The sequence below is a fragment of the Nonomuraea sp. NPDC052265 genome, assembly GCF_044547985.1.
Taxonomy (GTDB): domain Bacteria; phylum Actinomycetota; class Actinomycetes; order Streptosporangiales; family Streptosporangiaceae; genus Nonomuraea.
Genome location: NZ_JBIUBJ010000006.1, coordinates 238,134 through 255,165, shown reverse-complemented (window position 1 = coordinate 255,165; position 17,032 = coordinate 238,134). Strand labels below are relative to the sequence as shown.

The following is a 17,032-nucleotide window of genomic DNA, read 5'->3' as shown; positions in this document are numbered from 1 at the left end:
CGCCTTGGCCGACGTCCGCCATCGCGTCCTGCTGGACGCGGTGACCCGCGTCATCGGTGCGTAACTATCGGAGTGGTTACGATAGTCGGCATGGACGTCCACATCCCCACCCGGATGCTCGTCGAGGCGCTCGTCCGCACCGATCTGACGGTCGACGCCGGCGAGCTCTACGAGACCGCCAACCTGCTGGACATGAACGACCAGCAGGTGCGCCTGTGCATCAAACGGCTGGTCGCCGAGGGGCGGTTCGTCCAGGAAGGGCGGGGGCGCAAGGCGGTCCTGCGCGCCACCGGCAGCGCCGAACGCGCGATGGGGCTCGACGTCGAGTTCGTCACCCACGCCTTCCGCCAGGACGCCGGGCTCGCCCCCTGGGACGGCGCCTGGCACCTGATCGCCTTCGCCGTCCCGGAGAGCGCCCGTCCCGGCCGCGACGCGCTGCGCGCCGCGCTCACCCTCCTGGGCGGCGCCGCCGTCCACGGGGGCCTCTACCTCAGCGCCAACCCGTGGGAGCCCTACGTCGAGGAGCACGCCCGCCGCCTGGGCGTGCTGGGCCATGTCACCTTCCTGACCACCCGCGACCTGCGCCGCGGCGAGGAGACCGATCCCGTCGCGCTCGCCCGCGCCATGTGGCCGCTGGACGAGATCGCCGGACGTCACGACCGGCTCGCCGCGGTGGCGGAGCCCCGGCTCCGGCTGCTCCAGGACGGCACCGGGCCGTCCGAGGCACGGCGGCTGACCATCGCGGTCGAGCTGGCCGCGGAGTTCACCCGCGCGATGGAGGCCGACCCGCTGCTGCCCCCCGAACTGCTCCCCCGGCCCTGGGCCGGCGCCCGTGCCCGCGCGCTGACCGCGCGCTGCTGGTCGCTGCTGGAGGAGCAGACGGGCAAGGACGACGGCGCCATCCGCCTGTTCGGTCTCTACGGCGGACTGAGCCGCCTGGCGGCGGGCGCCTGACGGACCGTCACACCACCTCCACGGCGACCTCCACCGGCCCCGCCCGCCCGACTCACCCCTGGCGACGGCGAAGAACGCGGGCAGCGAGCCGGGCCCCCTGAACCCGAAGGCCCGGACGGCGGCGCGCACGGCCCGCCACAGGGTCGGCCCGGCGACGTCGGCCGCGGCCGTCTCGTTCGTCAGCCTGCCCCGGTCGATGTCGCGGCGCAGCACGTCCAGGTAGGCGGCGGTCCCCGGGGTGAGGACCATGAGACCGGCCGACTCCCCCGCCACCCGGTAGCTGCGCGCCAGGGTCAGGGGCTCGGGGCGGCCCACGGTGTACGCGGTGCCCTCGTGGCCGCCCGGAAGTGCGAGCAGGACCGGTCGCAGGGGTGGCCGCCGTCGCCGCACGACCGCCTGCCAGTCGCGGTGCCCCACCTTCCTTCTGCTCGCGGACGGCCGGCAGTACCTGCTCGGCGAGCGGACCGTCAGCCCGCCGGGCAACATCACCCTCTCCCCTGACGGACGCCGGCTCGGACGTGACGTCACGGGCAGGCAGGTGGCCCGCCTGCCGCTGCCGTCCGACCAGTTCCCGATCGGACCGGTGGACGACGGTTCCGCGGTGGTCCTGTGCGAGCCCTTTCATGATCACGCCTTGCGGCGATAATGGGCGCCATGATCGCAGACCATCGTCGATCCATTCCGCGGACGGACACGCTGCTCGCCGACCCCCGGCTGGTCGAGGCGCGGCGGCGGTTCGGCCATGCCCGGGTCAAGGCCGTGATCGTCGCGGCGCAGCGGCGTGCCAGAGACGGCGACCTCCCGCCGGGGGACGTCCTGACCGCCGTGCTGGCGGCTCTGCCCGCCTCCGCGGCGGGCCTGCGTACGGTGATCAACGCCACCGGCGTGCTGCTGCACACCAACCTGGGCCGCGCCCCGCTGTCGGCCGCCGCCCGCCAGGCGGTGGACCTGGCCGCCGGGGCCACCGACGTCGAGCTCGACCTGAACACGGGCGACCGGGGCAGGCGGGGACGTACGGCGCTGGCCGCGCTGGCCGCCGCGGTGCCCGCGGCCGAGGCCGTTCATGTGGTGAACAACAACGCCGCCGCGCTCGTGCTGGCGGCCACCGCGCTGGCGGCGGGAGGCGAGATCGTGATCAGCCGGGGGGAGCTGATCGAGATCGGCGACGGCTTCCGGCTGCCCGACCTGCTCGTCTCCACGGGGGCCCGGCTGCGGGAGGTCGGCATGACCAACCGCACCGCCCTCGCCGACTACGCCGACGCGATCGGGCCGCGGACGGGCATGGTGCTGAAGGTGCACCCCTCCAACTACCGGATCGAGGGATTCACGGCCGACGTCCCGGTGGCGCGGCTGTCGGAGCTGTGCCGGGAGCGGGGCATCCCCCTGGTGGCCGACGCGGGCTCGGGACTGCTCGCCCCAGAGCCGCTGCTGCCCCGTGAGCCCGACGTCACGAGCTGGTTGACCGAGGGCGCGGACCTCGTCACGACCAGCGGGGACAAGCTGCTCGGCGGCCCCCAGTGCGGGCTGATGTTCGGCCGCGCCGACCTCGTGGACCGGCTGCGCCGCCACCCCCTCGCACGCGCGCTCCGGGTGGACAAGGTCACGCTGGCGGCCCTGGAGGCCACGGTCGCGGGCCCGCCGACCCCGACCTGGGAGAGCCTGCACGCCGATCAGGCCACGCTGCGATCCCGTGCCGAGAACCTGGCGGCCCGGCTGCGTGACAAGGGGGTCGACGCCGAAGCCGTCGACAGCCGGAGTGTGGTCGGCGGCGGCGGGGCGCCCGGGGTGTCCCTGCCGAGCGCCGCCGTCGCGCTGGACAGGCGGACCGCCGCCGCGCTGCGCCGGGCCGAGCCGCCCGTCCTCGCCCGCGTGGAGAACGGGCGCTGCCTGCTCGACCTGCGCGCGGTGCCGGCCGAGCACGACGACACGCTGCTGGCCGGCGTCCTCGCCACGCTGCCGGGGCGGTGAACGCTCCGGCCGGCCCTGCGGCACTCGCCGCCGCCCCCGGCCATCACCCGGCGGCTCCTCCCTACAATGGCCGGGTGAATCTGGATCGGGTCGTGAGCGGCACGTGCTGAGCGCGGCGGGGCTGGGCGCGGAGGAGGAAGCCGCCTACCGGCTGCTGGTCAGGACCACCGAGGTCGAGTCCGACGCCCTGGCCGAGGAGCTGGGCGTGGCGGCCGAGGTCGCGCGGCAGGCGCTCGGCTCGCTGCTGGCCAAGGGGCTGGCGCGGGCCGTACCGGGAGATCCCGGCCGGTTCACGGCGGTCGCGCCCGACGTCGCGCTCGCGGCCCGGCTGCACCGGCGGCAGGCCGAGATCGACCGGGCGCGCCACGCCATCGAGCAGCTCACCGGCGAGTACCTGGCGCACGCGCGGCGCCGCGAGGCGGCGCAGCTCATCGAGGTGATCACCAGCCGCACGGCGCTGCGCGAGCAGCTCCGGCTGCTCCAGGACGGCGCCCGCCACGAGGTCCTCAGCCTCTGCCGGGCCGGGCACGTGGCGATGACCTCGCAGGAGAACACCGAGGAGCTGGCGGCGCTGCGGCGCGGGGTCGGATTCCGCGTCATCTACGAAGGGGCGTTGCTGGAGGAACCCGGCATGCTGGTCAACCTCGCCGACGGCATCACGCTGGGCGAGCAGGCTCGCGCGCTGCCCGTCCTGCCGGTACGGATGATCATCGCGGACGGCGAGCTCGGGGTGCTCCCGCTCATCCAGCACACCGACGGCCTGACCCAGCTCACCGCCGCGCTGATCAGGCCCAGCAGCCTGCTCGACGCCCTCAAGGCCCTGTTCGAGAGCCTGTGGGAGCGGGCCACGCCGATCAGCCTCACCAACCCCGGCAGCCCGCTCGACGCCGACCATCTCTATCTGCTGTCGCTGCTGGTCGCGGGCGTCCCCGACAAGTCGATCGCCACCCAGCTCAAGATCTCCCAGCGTACGGTGCAGCGCAGGATCGCCTACCTGATGGAGCGGGCGGGTGCGCAGACCCGGATGCAACTGGCCTGGCACGCCGCCCGCGAGAACTGGCTCTGACCGATCAGTAGGCCCTGATCACCGTCTGCCTGACCGAGTTGCCGGCCGAGTCGGTGGCGGTGACCCGCAGCGACGGGTGCTCGCGCAGGACGACCGCGCTGTAGCGTCCGCCGCCGAGCGGGATCACCGGCTGCGCGCGCCACGTCGCGCCGTCGTCGTAGGACAGCTCCAGCCTCAGGTCCTTCGCGCGCGCCCCGCTCACGCCCTCCTGGTGCCGTACGGCGAAGCCCACCAGACCGGGGCGCTCCGGACGCACGTCATAGTCGACCTGCAGCAGCGGCAGCACCCGGTCGTCCGGCTTGGAACGGAACGTCCAGGCCGTCTCGGTCGCGGTCGCCGTGGTCCACTCCTCCGAGGTGCGCCTGGTGGACAGCTCCAGCCGGTAGGCGGCCTCCCGCGGCGACGCGGGGAACGCGCCCCAGGCGGCGTCACCCTCCGCCACCAGCGTGCCGTCCCGGTAGAACCGGGCCGACGCGGTGTCGTTGTCGACGCCCGCGCGCGAGACGTGACCGGAGGAGTCCACGAACTCGGGGATCCGGATCTCCATCGTGTCGCCCTCGCGGGTGGAGGGCTTGATCCAGGCGGGGATCGCCGGGCGGACCACCGGGGCGTGCCAGCTCTCGCCGGTCCGCGCGCCCGGCCGGTAGGTGCGCGGCTGCTCGGTCATGCCGTCGAGCAGCCGGCCCATGTCGTCCCAGACGTACTGGTGGTTGACGAGGTGCTGCCAGAAGGAGCCGTTGGCGCTGACGTATTCGGTGCGGCGCAGCGGGGTCTTGACGATCCGCTGGGTCTCCATCTGCTGGCCGAGCGAGTACGACTGCCAGGGACGCCAGCCGAAGCGCTGCTCCTTGGCCCAGGCAAAGCCCCCGTTGTCGGCATATGTAGTGGCGACACGTGCGGTGTTGCTGTCGTTCACCTCATACACGATCTTGTCCGGCACGCGGCCGTCGGAGACCTGCATGACGTCGTAGAGGTAGGGCGAGTCCATCATCCCCGTGACCTCGACCTTGGCGTTGCCCTTCTTCATCCGCTCCAGCAGCCGCTGCCCGTCGTCGTTGGCGACCACCAGGGCCGGGATCGGCAGGTCGGCGCCGACCGGCCGCCAGCCGTGCCCGAACGCGTCGTCGGGGGGCAGCACCAGGATCACGGCGACCGCTCCCGCCTTGATCGCGGCCCCGGACGGGTCGGCCCAGTCGATGTCCTCGCTGCGGATGACCGCGGCCTTGCCCTTGGACCCGGCCGCCCCGTCGGCGAGCCGCCACATGTGCCGCCCCTCCACGCCCGGCGACCTGCCCAGGAACCCCATCGGGTACGGCTCCGTACCGGGCACGCGGGCGGTGAGCTTCGGCGCGACGAGCTGCCAGCGCGAGGCGAACTCGAACGAACCGTCACGCACCGGCTGGGTCGGCGAGACGTTGAGCCCCTCGATGACATCGAAGTTCATGACGCCCTGGGAGATCTTCCGCGAGCCGAACGCGCGATAGGTGAAGTAGGTGTAGATACCCACCTGCTCGGCGGGTTCCTTCGTCTTTATGGTCACCGGGGTGGTCTTGCGGAAGTCGAGCACCACGTCCAGGTCGCGGTCGACCTTGAGCTCGGGGATGACGACCATGCCGTCACGCGGGTGCATGCGGCCCCAGCCGCTGCCCAGGTTGAGCGACTGCGTCATGTAGGTGCCCTCGGAGACCTCCACGGTCAGCCCGTCCGCGGGCACCCAGGTGAAGACGTCGTCCAGCTGCGAGGCGCCGAACATCGACAGCGTGTCCGCGCCGGTCCGCCGGCCCGCGGCGTCGATGGCGGTGAAGCGGACCTTGTGCTGCGGCCCCTTCCAGGTCAGCGCCAGCGTGGTGTGCACCTGCTCCGCGCCCGCCGTGGCGGTGACCAGCCCGCCGTACCGGCCGAAGGAGAGCGCCGCCAGGTCCACCGTGACCTTGACGTCGGCGGTGCCGCCCGCCGCGACCGTCACGGTCCTGGCGCTGAGCTCGGCGCCTTCGAGGGTGGCGGCCAGCTCCAGCGTGACCGAGGCGGCCGTGCCGTTGCTGTACGTGATCGTGCCCCCGGCCGTGGCCGGGCCCTCGCCCTGCTGGTGCTTGCCGAGGTCGACCACGCCGGTCGCGGTCACGCCCTGGCGCACCGCGCGGGCCACGTCCAGGCGGCCGGCGCCGGCGTCGTCGATCTGCTGGCCGGCGATGGGCTTGGCCGAGCCGACCAGCGCGTCCTTGATCTGCTTCGCCGTCCAGTCGGGGTGCCGCTGCTTGACGATCGCGGCGGCCCCGGCCACGTGCGGCGTGGCCATCGAGGTGCCGGAGGCGGCCGTGTATCGCTCGTCCACCGGCTGGCCCATGCTGGTGCCCGCCGCGCGGGCCGCGACGATGGCCACGCCGGGGGCGGTGAGGTCGGGCTTGGGCGCGTCGTCCAGGCGCGGGCCGCGGCTGGAGAACTCCGCGAGCACGTCCTTGCCGTCGACCGCGCCGACGGTCAGCGCCGAGGTCGCCGCGCCGGGAGTGCCGATGGAGTAGGCCGAGCCGTCGTTGCCCGCCGCGACCACGAACAGCGCGCCGGTGCGCTCGGTGAGGGTGTCGACGGCGACGCTGAGCGGGTCGGTGCCGTCGGTCGCGCTGCCGCCGAGGCTCATGCTGATCACCGACGCGCCTTCGGCGGCGGCCCACTCCATGCCCTCGATGACGCCGGACAGGGTGCCCGAGCCGTCGTCGCCGAGCACCTTGCCGACCATCAGCTCGGCGCCGGGGGCGACGCCCTTCCTGCCGTCGCCGCCCGCGATGGTGGCGGCCACGTGCGTGCCGTGCCCGTTGCCGTCCTGGACGCTCGGCTCGCCGGTGAACACCTTGGTCTGCTTGACGCGTCCGGCCAGGTCGGGGTGGGTGGCGTCGACGCCGGTGTCCAGCACGGCGACCTTGACGCCCTTGCCGTCGTACCCGGCCTTCCACGCCTCCGGCGCGCCCACCTGCGGCACGCTGTGGTCGAGGGTGGCCTTGACCTTGGCGTCCAGCCAGATCTTCGCCACGCCCTGCGACAACGTGGCCCGCTGCTCGTCGAGCGACTTCCACAGCTCGCCGATCGTACGCTTGTCGGCGGCGACGACCCGGCCGTTGACGCTCTCCAGCTCGGGCGCGGTCGCGCTCTTCGGCGCGGAGCCGTCGTAGAGGAACAGCAGCGGCAGCTTGTCCGTCTTCGCGTCGTCGTACCCCTGGGCGATCAGCCGGGTGACCGAGAACAGGCCGGGGTCCAGCCGCTTGGCCGCCAGGAAGGGGACGATGTCGCTGGGCAGGACCCGCAGCTCGCCGTTCTCCTCGGTGGTGTTGAACGCCATCCGCTCACGGCCCGGCCCCGGCTTCACCTCGACCGCGTGCCGGCCCGCTTCGGCCTCCCTGACGGTCACCACGTCCCCGGTGATCAGCGTGACCTGGTGGACGCTCCCGGCGGAGGCGGGCTCGATCCCGGGCGCGGCCGCGGCTGCGGGTAACGGGAAGCTCAGCAGGGCTGCGGTGGTGACTCCTGCCACCGTCACATGGGCGGACCAGTGCATGGGGGTGAAACCTCTCGTAGCAACAACCAGTGGACACGAGAGTGGGTGATGCGGTGCCCAGTGCGCCAGGTGTCGCCCGTGCCGTTTGTCCGCCATGTCGCGATTACGACACCGGCAGATCCTGCACCGCCCCGGGTGCGGCGGCCCCCAGCTGTCCGCCCGAAGCAGGAAGCGGCCGATCGAGCTCCGCTCCCCCGGGCAGTCGGTCGTTCAGGCTGGCCGTCGTGACCCCGACACACTGGGGACAGAAAATGCCCAGGCCGCTGCTCGACGCCGACGGATACGTCACCGACAGTGTTCATCCGGTAGAGCACCACGCGTTGGGTGGCCCCCCGGGGGGCCACCCAACGCGGGTGGAAGGCCCGCGTGAACGGACGACGTCCTCACCGCCGTCGCCCCCTGCCAGGCCGTAACCATCGTCAGCTCTTGGCGGGGATACGCTTGCCGAGGTTGACGAAGAAGAGGATCAGCCCGACCGTCAGCACGATGTGCCCCAGCCCGGCCATTCCGGTAATCGCCGGGCTGGTCTCGGCGCCGAGCACCGTCTGGGTGCCGTGCACGAGCATCATCGCCACCGTCAGCGCCAGCCCGCCGTTGTAGACCCAGAAGAACCAGGTGAACAGCTTGCCGCCGGCGCTCAGCGTGAACATCTTCTCCAGCGCCAGCACGATCAGGAAGAACAGCATGCCCAGGGCGAGCAGGTGGGTGTGCACCACACCGAGCTGGGTGTCGCCGGTGAAGTCGTTGAGCTTGGTGATCTCGCGGTAGTACAGGCCGCTGATGACGCCGACGATCATATAAATATGCGCCGCATGGTAGATCTTTTTCACGGATGAGACCTTAAAGGGTGAATTATCACACTCCGCACCCGGGCTCCCGAAATGTCCAGGACGCCTCAAACTCCGGCGGTGCGCCCTGTGCAGCGCATGGTGGTGCCCTTCTTCACGAACGTGGAGTCCACGGCGAGTGGAACGCCGGACGCCACCACCTGCGGGCCGACGGCGACTCCGTCACCTGCGAACGCACCCGGGCCCGGCCCGACCTGCGGCTGACCGCCGCCGAACTGGGCGCCGCCCATCTGGGCGGCATTACCCTGTCGTCCCTGGCCGCCGCGGGCCGGGTCGAGGAACCGCGCCCCGGCGCGGTCGGCGCCGCCTCGCTCGCCTTCCGGGGCGAGCGCGCCCCCTTCCACCCCTCGGGCTGGGCCTTCCCGGCCTTCTGACGGCCCGCGTCTCGCGACGGAGAGCGCACGGGCGCCGGACCGCCTGAATGCCTGCGCGGCGGGAGGGGTGGAGCGGACAGAATCGAGGCATGCCCGATGCCACGCTCCTGCCGGCCGTCGTCTCCGCACTCGGTGGCGTGATCGGCGCCCTCAGCGCCCTGGGCGGCGTCACCCTGACCAACCGCGCCGCCGCTCGCAAGGAGGAACGCGAGGCCCGCCGGCGCCGCGAGGAACAACAACAACAGCAGCGTGACGACGCCTACGCCAACCTGCTGGGCGGTGCCCGGAAGCTCAGGCTGCAGATCGAGGTCGCCGCCCACCGCCCCTGGGAGGACATGAACCAGCGGCTCGGCGCCATCGAGACCCAGGCGGCCCTGCTCGGCGACCTGGCCGCCCGCGTCGCCGTGCTCTCCCCCGGCCCGGCCGCCATCGCCGCCCGCCGGCTCGCCGACGCCACGTACGAGCAGGCCAGCCGTGCCGCCCAGGCGACGAAGATGACGTACGACGTCGAGGGCCAGTTCTTGAAAGGGGAAATGGTGGGGCCGTTGGCGTTCGACGAGCTGGACGCGAGCTGGGAGGACTTCAGCCAGGCGACGTCAGACCGGAAACCGTCGGATCACAAGGCGCTGGACCCGCCGCCCAGGAGGTGAAGCGCCGCCTCGTGCTGGTGGGGCGCCAGCGCCGGCGCGGTGGCGGCCAGCGAGAGCCGGGCGAGGTCGGCGGCGCCGGTGCGGTTCCCGCCGAGCTCACGGACCCGGGCGGCGTACAGGAGGGCGGGCCCGTTCCCCGAGCCGGCCGACAGCGCGGCCTGCACGTCCTCCTCGGCCTCGCCGGGTCTACCCATGGTGCTGAGGGCGAGCGCGCGGGCGGCGCGGCCCTCCGGCCGCAGATGGCGCCCGACCAGGTTCAGGTCGCGGAGTGCCGCCTCGGGCTGGCCGAGGTCGGCGAGCATCTCCCCGCGCGTGCGCAGGGCCTCAGGGGCCCGGGAGTCGGCGTTGAGCACGTCCGTGAGCACCGTCACCCCGGCGCGCGCCTGGCCCACCAGCCACAGGACGCGGCCCAGTTCGGTCTGCAGGGCGGAGTCGGCCGGCGTGCGGTCGACGGCCGACCGCATGGTCTCCACGGCCTCGGCGTCCTTCCCCTTGGCCAGCAGCGAACGCCCGATGGCCGCCAGGAGACGGGCCACGGTCGAGTTCTCCTGCACGGCCTCGAACAGCGCGGCCGCCGTCCGGTAGTGATCGACGGCCTGCGCGGGATGGCGGCGCAGGTGCGCGACGTCACCGAGCCGCGACTCCGCGACGGCCCGGACCGCCAGGTCGTCCTCCTCGGCGGTGGCCAGCGCGGCCGCGGCCAGGCGTTCGGCCGCCGTGAGGTCGAGCCTGGACAGCGCGGACTCCGCCGCCTCCAGATACCGCTCGGGGGTGATCTCGCCGGTCTGGAGCTCGGGCACGTCCACCCGCATCAGCGGGGCGACCAGCAGCTCGTGCCGCAGCCGGTACGCCGTGCCGCCCTTGAGCACGTGTTTGTCCTCAAGCGCCTGGAGCACCCCGGCGGAGAGCTCCTCGCGGGTGATCCCGCCGGTGCGCCCCGGAGCGAAGGCCCGCTGCAACGCCGAGGTCAGCCGCAGGGCCGACACGTTGTGATCCCTGGCGACCTCCCTGATCACCCGCCCGCACAACAGCGTGAGCGACCGCTCGACCCCCGGCCGGGTCCGCACGTCGTGGACGGTGATGCCCGGCGTGTCGGCGGGCAGCGACGCCCACAGATCCGAACACGCCGCCTGGAGCAGCACCGGATCGACCCCGCCCGGCCCTCCGGTCCGGGACACGATCTCCTCGGCCGCGCCTTCGGCGAACCACCGTCCGCTGCCTCTGACCGGCCCCTCCACGGCCTCCAGCGCCTGCCGCTCCGTCAGCGGCTCCAGCCGGTACGTCTCCAGAGGCCCCAGCGCGCTTTCCAGATCACCGAGATGCTCCTCGCGGACGGACAGCAACATCCGCAGATCCGGCATCTCCTCGATGGCCTCGCGAATCTGGGCGAGGAAGTCCTCGCGGTACGCGGTCAGCTGCGGCGGCCCCTCGAACACCTGCTCAAGCTGATCCACGACCACCGAGCGCACGGCGTTCGCGCGCAGGTACTCATGGACCGACAGGCCCGCGACCCGATGCGGCGGCACGGCCGGGGACCACGTGGACAGCAGGGCCAGCGCGTAGGGGTTGTGCTCGGGAACCGCGCCGAGCGGAAGCGGAGGGGCACTCAGCGGGCTCCCGGCAGGCACGGTTCCGGACACGACCCGCGCATTGATCAGGGAGGTCTTCCCCACCCCCGCCGGCCCGACGAGAACGGTGACGCGATTCCTCGTCCATTGCCGGCAGAGCTCGGCCGCCGCCTCGTCCCGCCCGAAGAATTGGCCGGCCTCATCCGTACGAAAGGGACGACCGCCAACATATGGATGCCTATCGACATCATGGGTCATCATGCTGATGGTCATCCCGATGGCCTCATTCGAATCCGGCGGGCGGCGCCCGGTTCGGCGTACGAGGCGATTTTAGGGTGGCCGAGAGACTGGAAATGGCGCGACCCACCGCGCGGGATGCGGACGGTGTCCTGCATGGCGGTCGCCTCCCAAACGCAGTCGGCGAACAAAACGGGTCATATGGATTGATTGAACCCAGGGAGGAAACCACTCTGGGCGATCGCCCTCTTGACCGCCTCCGCGAAGACGGACGGATCGTCGTCCGAGAGGGCCGCGATGTCCCGCAGCGACGCCTCGGAGAGGTCGAACGAGCCCTCGCCGCCTTCCTCTGGACTCTTGTGCAAACCTTCCTCCTGTGTCCCCGCCGGGCGGACGGCCGCAAGGCTCACCCGCTACAGCATCGCCCATTGGGCGATCCTTGCCTAGATAGACGTAACCTTCCGGGTGAAAAATAAATATATCAGAAGGTTATACCGAGATGTCCTTTTTGCTGACAGCGGTGTCGCGGTGCGCTCCACAAGCCGGTTATTGCTACGATCGACAGCGTGACGGGTTCGCGGACTGTGGCCATGCCCAAAATCTGGGGCGACAAGATACCACCGCGCAATAAGAATTTCACGGGCCGAGAAGCCCTTCTGGAGCAACTTCACGCTGGAATCGCCTCAGATGTCACAGCGGTCGTGCCGCACGCCCTGCACGGCATGGGCGGCGTCGGCAAGACCCAGGTGGCCGTGGAGTACGCCTGGCGATACGCCTCCGACTACGACGTCGTCTGGTGGATCGCCGCCGACCAGGCCCTTCTGGTGCCCGCCGCGCTGGCGGCCCTCGCACCGCGCCTGGATCTCCCGCCGGTCAAGGCCGTCGGCATCGAGGACACCGCGGCCGCCGTTCTCGACGCGTTGCGCCGGGGCGAGCCCTCCGACCGCTGGCTGCTCATCTTCGACAACGCCGACCAGCCGGAGGACATCAACCGGCTGATCCCCCGCGGCCCGGGCCACGTGCTGATCACGTCGCGGAACCAGGAGTGGCGGAGCGTCGTGGACACCGTCCCGGTGGACGTGTTCACCAAGGGCGAGAGCGTACAGTTCCTCCACAAGCGGGTGTCCAACAGCCTGCAGGAAGCCGACGCCCAGCGCCTCGCCGACGAGCTGGGGCACCTGCCGCTCGCCCTTGAGCAGGCCGGAGCGCTGCAGGCCGAGGCGGGGATGTCGGTGGAGGAATATCTCCAGCAGCTCGCCAGGCACATGCCCGACACCTTGCAGGACCCGAAGCCGCTGGACTACCCGCGCTCGATGACGGCGGCCTGGAGACTGTCGGTCTCCCAGCTGGAGCAGCAGATGGCCGAGGCGGTCGACCTCCTGCGCTGCTGCGCCTTCTTCGGCCCCGACCCCATTCCGGTCGACGTCTTCCGCTGGGGCGCCGACGGGGCCGGCCCGGGCCTGCAGGAGCTGCTCGACAAGCCGCTGCTGCGCAGCAAGGCGATCCGGGTCATCGGCCGGTACGCCCTGGCCGGGCTCGACCCGGAGAACCGCACGCTCCAGGTGCACCGCCTGATCCAGGCACTGCTCCGCGCCGACCTCGACGACGAGGAACAGGACCGCTTCAGGAAGGTGGTCCACCGGCTGCTGGCCAGCGCCCGGCCGGGAGACCCGGAGAACGAGGCCAACTGGCCCCGCTACAGCGAACTGGTGCGCCACATCGTGCCCTCGGAGGTGGCCTTCACCCGCGACCCCGAGGTCCGGGACTTCGCCCTGAACATGGTCCGCTATCTCTACCGGTCCGGGCAGCACCAGCAGGGCCTGACCTTCGCCGGTGACTTCCTGCGGCAATGGACCCTGGACTCCGGTCCCGACGACCGTCACGTGATCGCCGCCCAGGCGCAGATGGGAAGCGTTCAGCGGGAGCTCGGCGACTACCCGGGAGCCTACGAGACGGACAGGGCCGCGTGGGAACGCGCGAAGCAGGTCCTCGGGGACGAGCACGAGATGTCGTTGTTCATCTCCCAGGGCCTCGGAGCCGATCTGCGGGCACGGGGCGACTTCGCCGAGGCGACCCGGCACGAGGAACAGGTCCTTCAGGCGCACATCTCCGCCCTGGGCCGCCCCCACCTCGAAGTACTCAACGCCACCAACAACCTGGCCCTCGACTACGCCCTGATCAGCAACTACACGCGGGCCCGCTCGATGCACGAGGAGGTCTACAACGCCTCCAGCAAGCGCACCGACGTGAGCAAGGTCTCGCACCTGATCTTCTGGGGCAACCTCGTCCGGGTGGTCCGGCTCTGCGGCGACTACGAGGAGGCCTGCGACCTCGCCGAGGAGGCGCACGCCTTCGGCGTGAAGGAGCTCGACATCGAGCACTGGGTGACGCTGCGCACGGCCAAGGACTGGTCGATCGCGTTGCGGCGCTCAGGCCGCTACGACGAGGCCAGCGCGCTGGCCCAGGACGTGCTCGAACGCAGCACGAGGCTCTACGGGCCGACCCATCCCGACACCCTCGCCGCCGCCATGAACAACGCCAACGCCATGCGCACCACCGGCCGGATCAACGCGGCGTTCGACCTGGCCGCCCAGACGATGGAGCGATACCCGGGGGTCTATCGTCCCGAGCACCCCTACAACCACGGTTGTGCCGGCAACCTCGCCCTCATGCACCGCGTACGCGGTGACGCCGCCAGCGCCCGCAAACTCAACGAGCAATGCCTCGAAGCGCTGGACGACCGGCTCACCCGCGACCACCACTACTCCCTCACCGTCGCCATCAACCTGGCCAGCGACCTGACCGCGCTGGGCGAGCTGACCCGCGCGCAGCAGCTCGGCGACGACACCCTCCAGCGCACCAGGCAACTGCTCGGGGAGACCCATCCGCTGACCCTGGGCTGCGCCGCGAACCTCTCCGTGATCCTGCGCCGGACCGGGTCCGAGGACGAGGCCGACGCCCTGCTGGCCGGCACCCTCGTCCACTACGGCCGCGTGCTGGGCCCGAACCACCCCGACGCGGTGGTGGCCAGGGAACAACGGCAGCTCGACTTCGACTTCGACCCGCCGCCGATCTAGATCCGCGGCTCGCCGTTCGCCAGCCGCCACCGGGTGAGATGCCGCTCGGCCTGGTGGCGGGCGTTGGCCATGGCCGGTTCGGGCACGGGCTCGCCGAGCCACGACAGCAGGACGCGGCCCATGCCGGTGACGAACCGTCTGCCGGCCGGGGTGAGCAGGCCGCTGTCCATCAACGTGTCCACCGCCTTGCTGGTGCCGTCGCGCCAGCGGGCGAACTCGGCGTCGGCGTACAGGGCGATCTGCTGGTGCCGGCGCTGCCGTCGCCAGAAGCCGCTGACGCCCAGGAACGCGTAGGCGCCCTGGAGCAGCGCGGCGACAGGCCGCGGATCGTCGCGCCAGGGGGCGTAGAAGCGGCTGCGGTCGTCCGGTTCGGTCAGCCGGACGACCTCCTGAAGCGCGCCCAGCTTGGCGTGCTGGACCTCGTGCGCGAGCGCGGCGGCGAGGGTCAGGCCGTCCGGTGGAGCCGACAGGCCGACGGCGCCGAAGGTCTCCGACGCCGTCCCGCTCACCTGTCCGCCTCGTTCGGGGCAGCGCAGCGGAGTGACCACGCGGTACGCGAGCCGGATCTCATCCGCCGTGGCGGGATGGTGGGCGGTGAGAATCTCCCACGCCTCGCGCAGAGCGGCCCGCCACCAGGGAAGCTCCTCGTCGGGCAACCGGCCCGCCACATCGGCGGCCATCCGGTACGGGTCGAGGTCGTCGACCATCAGTTCGAGCGTGCGGCCGTTCGCGGAGGCGGTCAACCGGCGCAGCCCTCGCCAGCCCGGACCGTCACCCGAAGGCGCGATCACGACATCTCCGACACTGGCCCCACCGGGAGTGGAACGGACCGTCACCCGATCATCCGCCGCAAAGGCCACACCCAGCGACGGCAGCACCAAAGAGCCCTCATGGGTGCTCACCTCGACGGACAGCGGAGCCCGTGCCCTGATCGCCGCGGCCGCCGCCAGCGCCGCCAGGCCGTCCGGACGGGCGCGCGCCGGATCCCGGTCCAATTCCAGCACGGTCGCCCGCAACCAGGCCCCCACGGACGGATAACACAACACCGCCTCGACGGCCTCGGGCGCCTTGTCCTGGATGGCGGCCAGCAACTCGTAGGCGTCCGCGGCCCCGCGCGCGCCCGGATGGCCGGCGGTTCGAGCGCCGAGCACGACTCCGCGCAGCAGCAACAGGTGTTTACTGCGTTCGATGGCGGCCAATTGGCGCATGGCCTCGGCTCCGCCCCCTCCGGACGCCATCGCGGTGAACAGCTCGCCGGATATGCGATGCCTCCTGAAGCTCATCTGAACCTTTCCAGATCGGCCGCCACGGCATTCCTGATGTGCCCGATGAGTTTCAACAAGTCCGGGCAGTAGACGGACGGATTGGCAAAACCCCGGCCCCGGTCGTAACGATGCGCATAATAACCACCGCCGCAAACGCTTCGCACCTGGCAGGAACGGCATTCCGGCGCCAGCGCCAGCTCCCCGATTTGCCGGGCCGCGGCGTCGGGCAGGAGCAGAGCCTCGTCGAACGCGTTCCTGGACACGTGCAACCCGGTCACGGACGAGTCAGGTCGCAGGGATTTGACGGTGTCGGACAGCTCGATCGCGCCATCGGTGTCTATCACCAGAACGGTCACCGGCATCAGCCCGATGGACTCGTTGTTCGACCGCCCGCCGAGCAGGAGTTGGATGATCTCGCTGAACAGGCGGATCTCGGTGTCCTTCCGGGGTGCGCCGTACCAGCGGTCGAAGACGGCGATGAGCCAGTCGGCGTACGGCGTCCGCGCGGATCCGCGGACCCGCCCCGGCGGCGGGGACGACCAGTCGCCCAGCGGCAGCAGGAAGTCCATTTTCGGCGGCTCGTGGCCGAGCAGCGCCTCATAGGTGGCGACCGGGTCGTTCGCGAGGTCGACGGTGCACAGCAGGCCGCTGAACAGGTGCGGGAACGAGCCGCGGAGCAGGGCCAGCGATGCGGCGACGGCGTCGTGGCTGCCCTTGCCGTTCGCGAACCGCCGGTGGCGGTCATGGGCGGCCCGGCCGCCGTCCAGGCTCACCGCCACTTTGATGCCCAGCTCGTCGAACGCGCGAAGGGACCCGGCGTCGAGCCGGACGCCGTTCGTCTGCACGCGGGCGTTCACCCGGGCCCTCTCACCGACGGCCTCGCGCACGCCGGCGACGATGGCGGACAGCAGGTCGGGGCCGGCCAGGAGCGGTTCGCCGCCGTGCAGGATCAGCTCGACGGAACGCAGCCCGTGGGCTTCGGCGTGCTCGGCGATCCGGTGGGCCAGCCAGGCCGCTGTCGAGGTGGACATGCGCATCGGCTGATCGCGCCAGCTCTGGTCGGCCATCTCGTACACGTAGCAGTAGTCGCACGCCAGGTCACATCTGCTGTTGACCTTCACCACGAATTCGCCGAACGGGGTCGGCGTCCACCCGCCGGCGACGAGCGCGGGCACGTCCAGCGTTTCCGGCCACTCGGTTCGGTCCTCGCGCGGCATCGATCCGGAGTCCACTGCCACGCCTTGATCAACCCCCGAACTGAGGATCCGGCCGTCGTCGCGCATTTGATCGATGTGCATAACCACTATGAGCGGGTCAAGCGGTGTAGTCAAACGTTGTCACGGTCCATGCGGCCTGCCGGAATACGGCTGCGAATATCGAAAATGAGGACGCCTGAGTTCGATATGGCGACCCGCCCGAGCTGCTTCTCGATGTCGTGGCGCTGCGAAAGTCATCGCGAAACGCTCGGACCGGATCGG

13 protein-coding genes are annotated in these 17,032 nt (G+C 71.5%); 7 read left to right on the top strand and 6 right to left on the bottom strand.

Annotated elements, in window-relative coordinates; translation table 11 throughout:
* Window positions 1-90: 90 nt before the first annotated feature.
* The 4 genes from ACIHAD_RS20600 (at window position 91) to ACIHAD_RS20585 (ending at window position 3,988) form a co-directional block, all read left to right on the top strand.
* A complete protein-coding gene (locus ACIHAD_RS20600; RefSeq protein WP_397356109.1) occupies window positions 91-954 on the top strand; it encodes a PaaX family transcriptional regulator C-terminal domain-containing protein in 864 nt (287 codons plus the stop codon).
* A gap of 325 nt (window positions 955-1,279) precedes the next feature.
* The gene (locus ACIHAD_RS20595; RefSeq protein WP_397356108.1) at window positions 1,280-1,600 is read left to right on the top strand and encodes a hypothetical protein; all 321 of its coding nucleotides are present in this window, start codon (window positions 1,280-1,282) and stop codon (window positions 1,598-1,600) included.
* 8 nt (window positions 1,601-1,608) lie between these two features.
* Window positions 1,609-2,922 (top strand): L-seryl-tRNA(Sec) selenium transferase, encoded by a 1,314-nt coding sequence (gene selA, locus ACIHAD_RS20590; protein ID WP_397356107.1) that lies wholly within the window; start codon window positions 1,609-1,611, stop codon window positions 2,920-2,922.
* A gap of 103 nt (window positions 2,923-3,025) precedes the next feature.
* On the top strand, window positions 3,026-3,988 hold the full coding sequence (locus ACIHAD_RS20585; RefSeq protein WP_397356106.1) for a helix-turn-helix domain-containing protein: 963 nt from the start codon (window positions 3,026-3,028) through the stop codon (window positions 3,986-3,988).
* Between the two features lie 4 nt (window positions 3,989-3,992).
* Here ACIHAD_RS20585 and ACIHAD_RS20580 read toward each other — a convergent pair whose 3' ends face one another.
* Complete coding sequence (locus ACIHAD_RS20580; protein ID WP_397356105.1) at window positions 3,993-7,517, bottom strand: S8 family peptidase; 3,525 nt, start codon at window positions 7,515-7,517, stop codon at window positions 3,993-3,995.
* Window positions 7,518-7,954: 437 nt separating this feature from the next.
* Complete coding sequence (locus tag ACIHAD_RS20575; protein WP_397356104.1) at window positions 7,955-8,365, bottom strand: DUF2871 domain-containing protein; 411 nt, start codon at window positions 8,363-8,365, stop codon at window positions 7,955-7,957.
* Window positions 8,366-8,382: 17 nt separating this feature from the next.
* Here ACIHAD_RS20575 and ACIHAD_RS20570 point away from each other — a divergent pair, with 17 nt between their 5' ends.
* Both ACIHAD_RS20570 and ACIHAD_RS20565 read left to right on the top strand, forming a co-directional pair.
* A complete protein-coding gene (locus ACIHAD_RS20570) occupies window positions 8,383-8,757 on the top strand; it encodes a sterol carrier protein domain-containing protein (protein ID WP_397356103.1) in 375 nt (124 codons plus the stop codon).
* A gap of 89 nt (window positions 8,758-8,846) precedes the next feature.
* Entirely contained in the window at window positions 8,847-9,407 is a 561-nt protein-coding gene (locus ACIHAD_RS20565; RefSeq protein ID WP_397356102.1) for a hypothetical protein, read from the top strand.
* Here ACIHAD_RS20565 and ACIHAD_RS20560 read toward each other — a convergent pair.
* Both ACIHAD_RS20560 and ACIHAD_RS20555 read right to left on the bottom strand, forming a co-directional pair.
* Complete coding sequence (locus ACIHAD_RS20560) at window positions 9,374-11,233, bottom strand: hypothetical protein (RefSeq protein ID WP_397356371.1); 1,860 nt, start codon at window positions 11,231-11,233, stop codon at window positions 9,374-9,376. The genes ACIHAD_RS20565 and ACIHAD_RS20560 overlap by 34 nt on opposite strands.
* A gap of 176 nt (window positions 11,234-11,409) precedes the next feature.
* Complete coding sequence (locus ACIHAD_RS20555) at window positions 11,410-11,622, bottom strand: hypothetical protein (RefSeq protein WP_397356101.1); 213 nt, start codon at window positions 11,620-11,622, stop codon at window positions 11,410-11,412.
* A 180-nt stretch (window positions 11,623-11,802) separates the two neighbouring features.
* On the opposite strand from ACIHAD_RS20555, the gene fxsT reads away from it, so the two are divergent.
* Window positions 11,803-14,289 carry an FxSxx-COOH system tetratricopeptide repeat protein gene (fxsT, locus tag ACIHAD_RS20550; protein WP_397356100.1) on the top strand — a complete coding sequence of 829 codons (2,487 nt, stop codon included), beginning with the start codon at window positions 11,803-11,805 and terminating at the stop codon, window positions 14,287-14,289.
* Here the strand turns inward: fxsT and ACIHAD_RS20545 are convergent.
* Both ACIHAD_RS20545 and ACIHAD_RS20540 read right to left on the bottom strand, forming a co-directional pair.
* Window positions 14,286-15,572 (bottom strand): HEXXH motif domain-containing protein, encoded by a 1,287-nt coding sequence (locus ACIHAD_RS20545; protein WP_397356099.1) that lies wholly within the window; start codon window positions 15,570-15,572, stop codon window positions 14,286-14,288. The two genes, fxsT and ACIHAD_RS20545, sit on opposite strands and share 4 nt — an antisense overlap.
* Window positions 15,569-16,837 carry an FxsB family cyclophane-forming radical SAM/SPASM peptide maturase gene (locus tag ACIHAD_RS20540; RefSeq protein ID WP_397356098.1) on the bottom strand — a complete coding sequence of 423 codons (1,269 nt, stop codon included), beginning with the start codon at window positions 16,835-16,837 and terminating at the stop codon, window positions 15,569-15,571. The genes ACIHAD_RS20545 and ACIHAD_RS20540 overlap by 4 nt, the downstream gene beginning before the upstream one ends.
* Window positions 16,838-17,032: the final 195 nt, after the last annotated feature.

Excerpts from the sequence above, each read along its gene's own strand:
- ACIHAD_RS20600 (WP_397356109.1), top strand. The coding sequence starts at position 91 with ATGGACGTCCACATCCCCACCCGGATGCTCGTCGAGGCGCTCGTCCGC.
- selA (WP_397356107.1), top strand. The coding sequence starts at position 1,609 with ATGATCGCAGACCATCGTCGATCCATTCCGCGGACGGACACGCTGCTC.
- ACIHAD_RS20565 (WP_397356102.1), top strand. The coding sequence starts at position 8,847 with ATGCCCGATGCCACGCTCCTGCCGGCCGTCGTCTCCGCACTCGGTGGC.
- ACIHAD_RS20560 (WP_397356371.1), bottom strand. The coding sequence starts at position 11,233 with ATGACCCATGATGTCGATAGGCATCCATATGTTGGCGGTCGTCCCTTT.
- fxsT (WP_397356100.1), top strand. The coding sequence starts at position 11,803 with ATGCCCAAAATCTGGGGCGACAAGATACCACCGCGCAATAAGAATTTC.
- ACIHAD_RS20545 (WP_397356099.1), bottom strand. The coding sequence starts at position 15,572 with ATGAGCTTCAGGAGGCATCGCATATCCGGCGAGCTGTTCACCGCGATG.
- ACIHAD_RS20540 (WP_397356098.1), bottom strand. The coding sequence starts at position 16,837 with ATGCGCGACGACGGCCGGATCCTCAGTTCGGGGGTTGATCAAGGCGTG.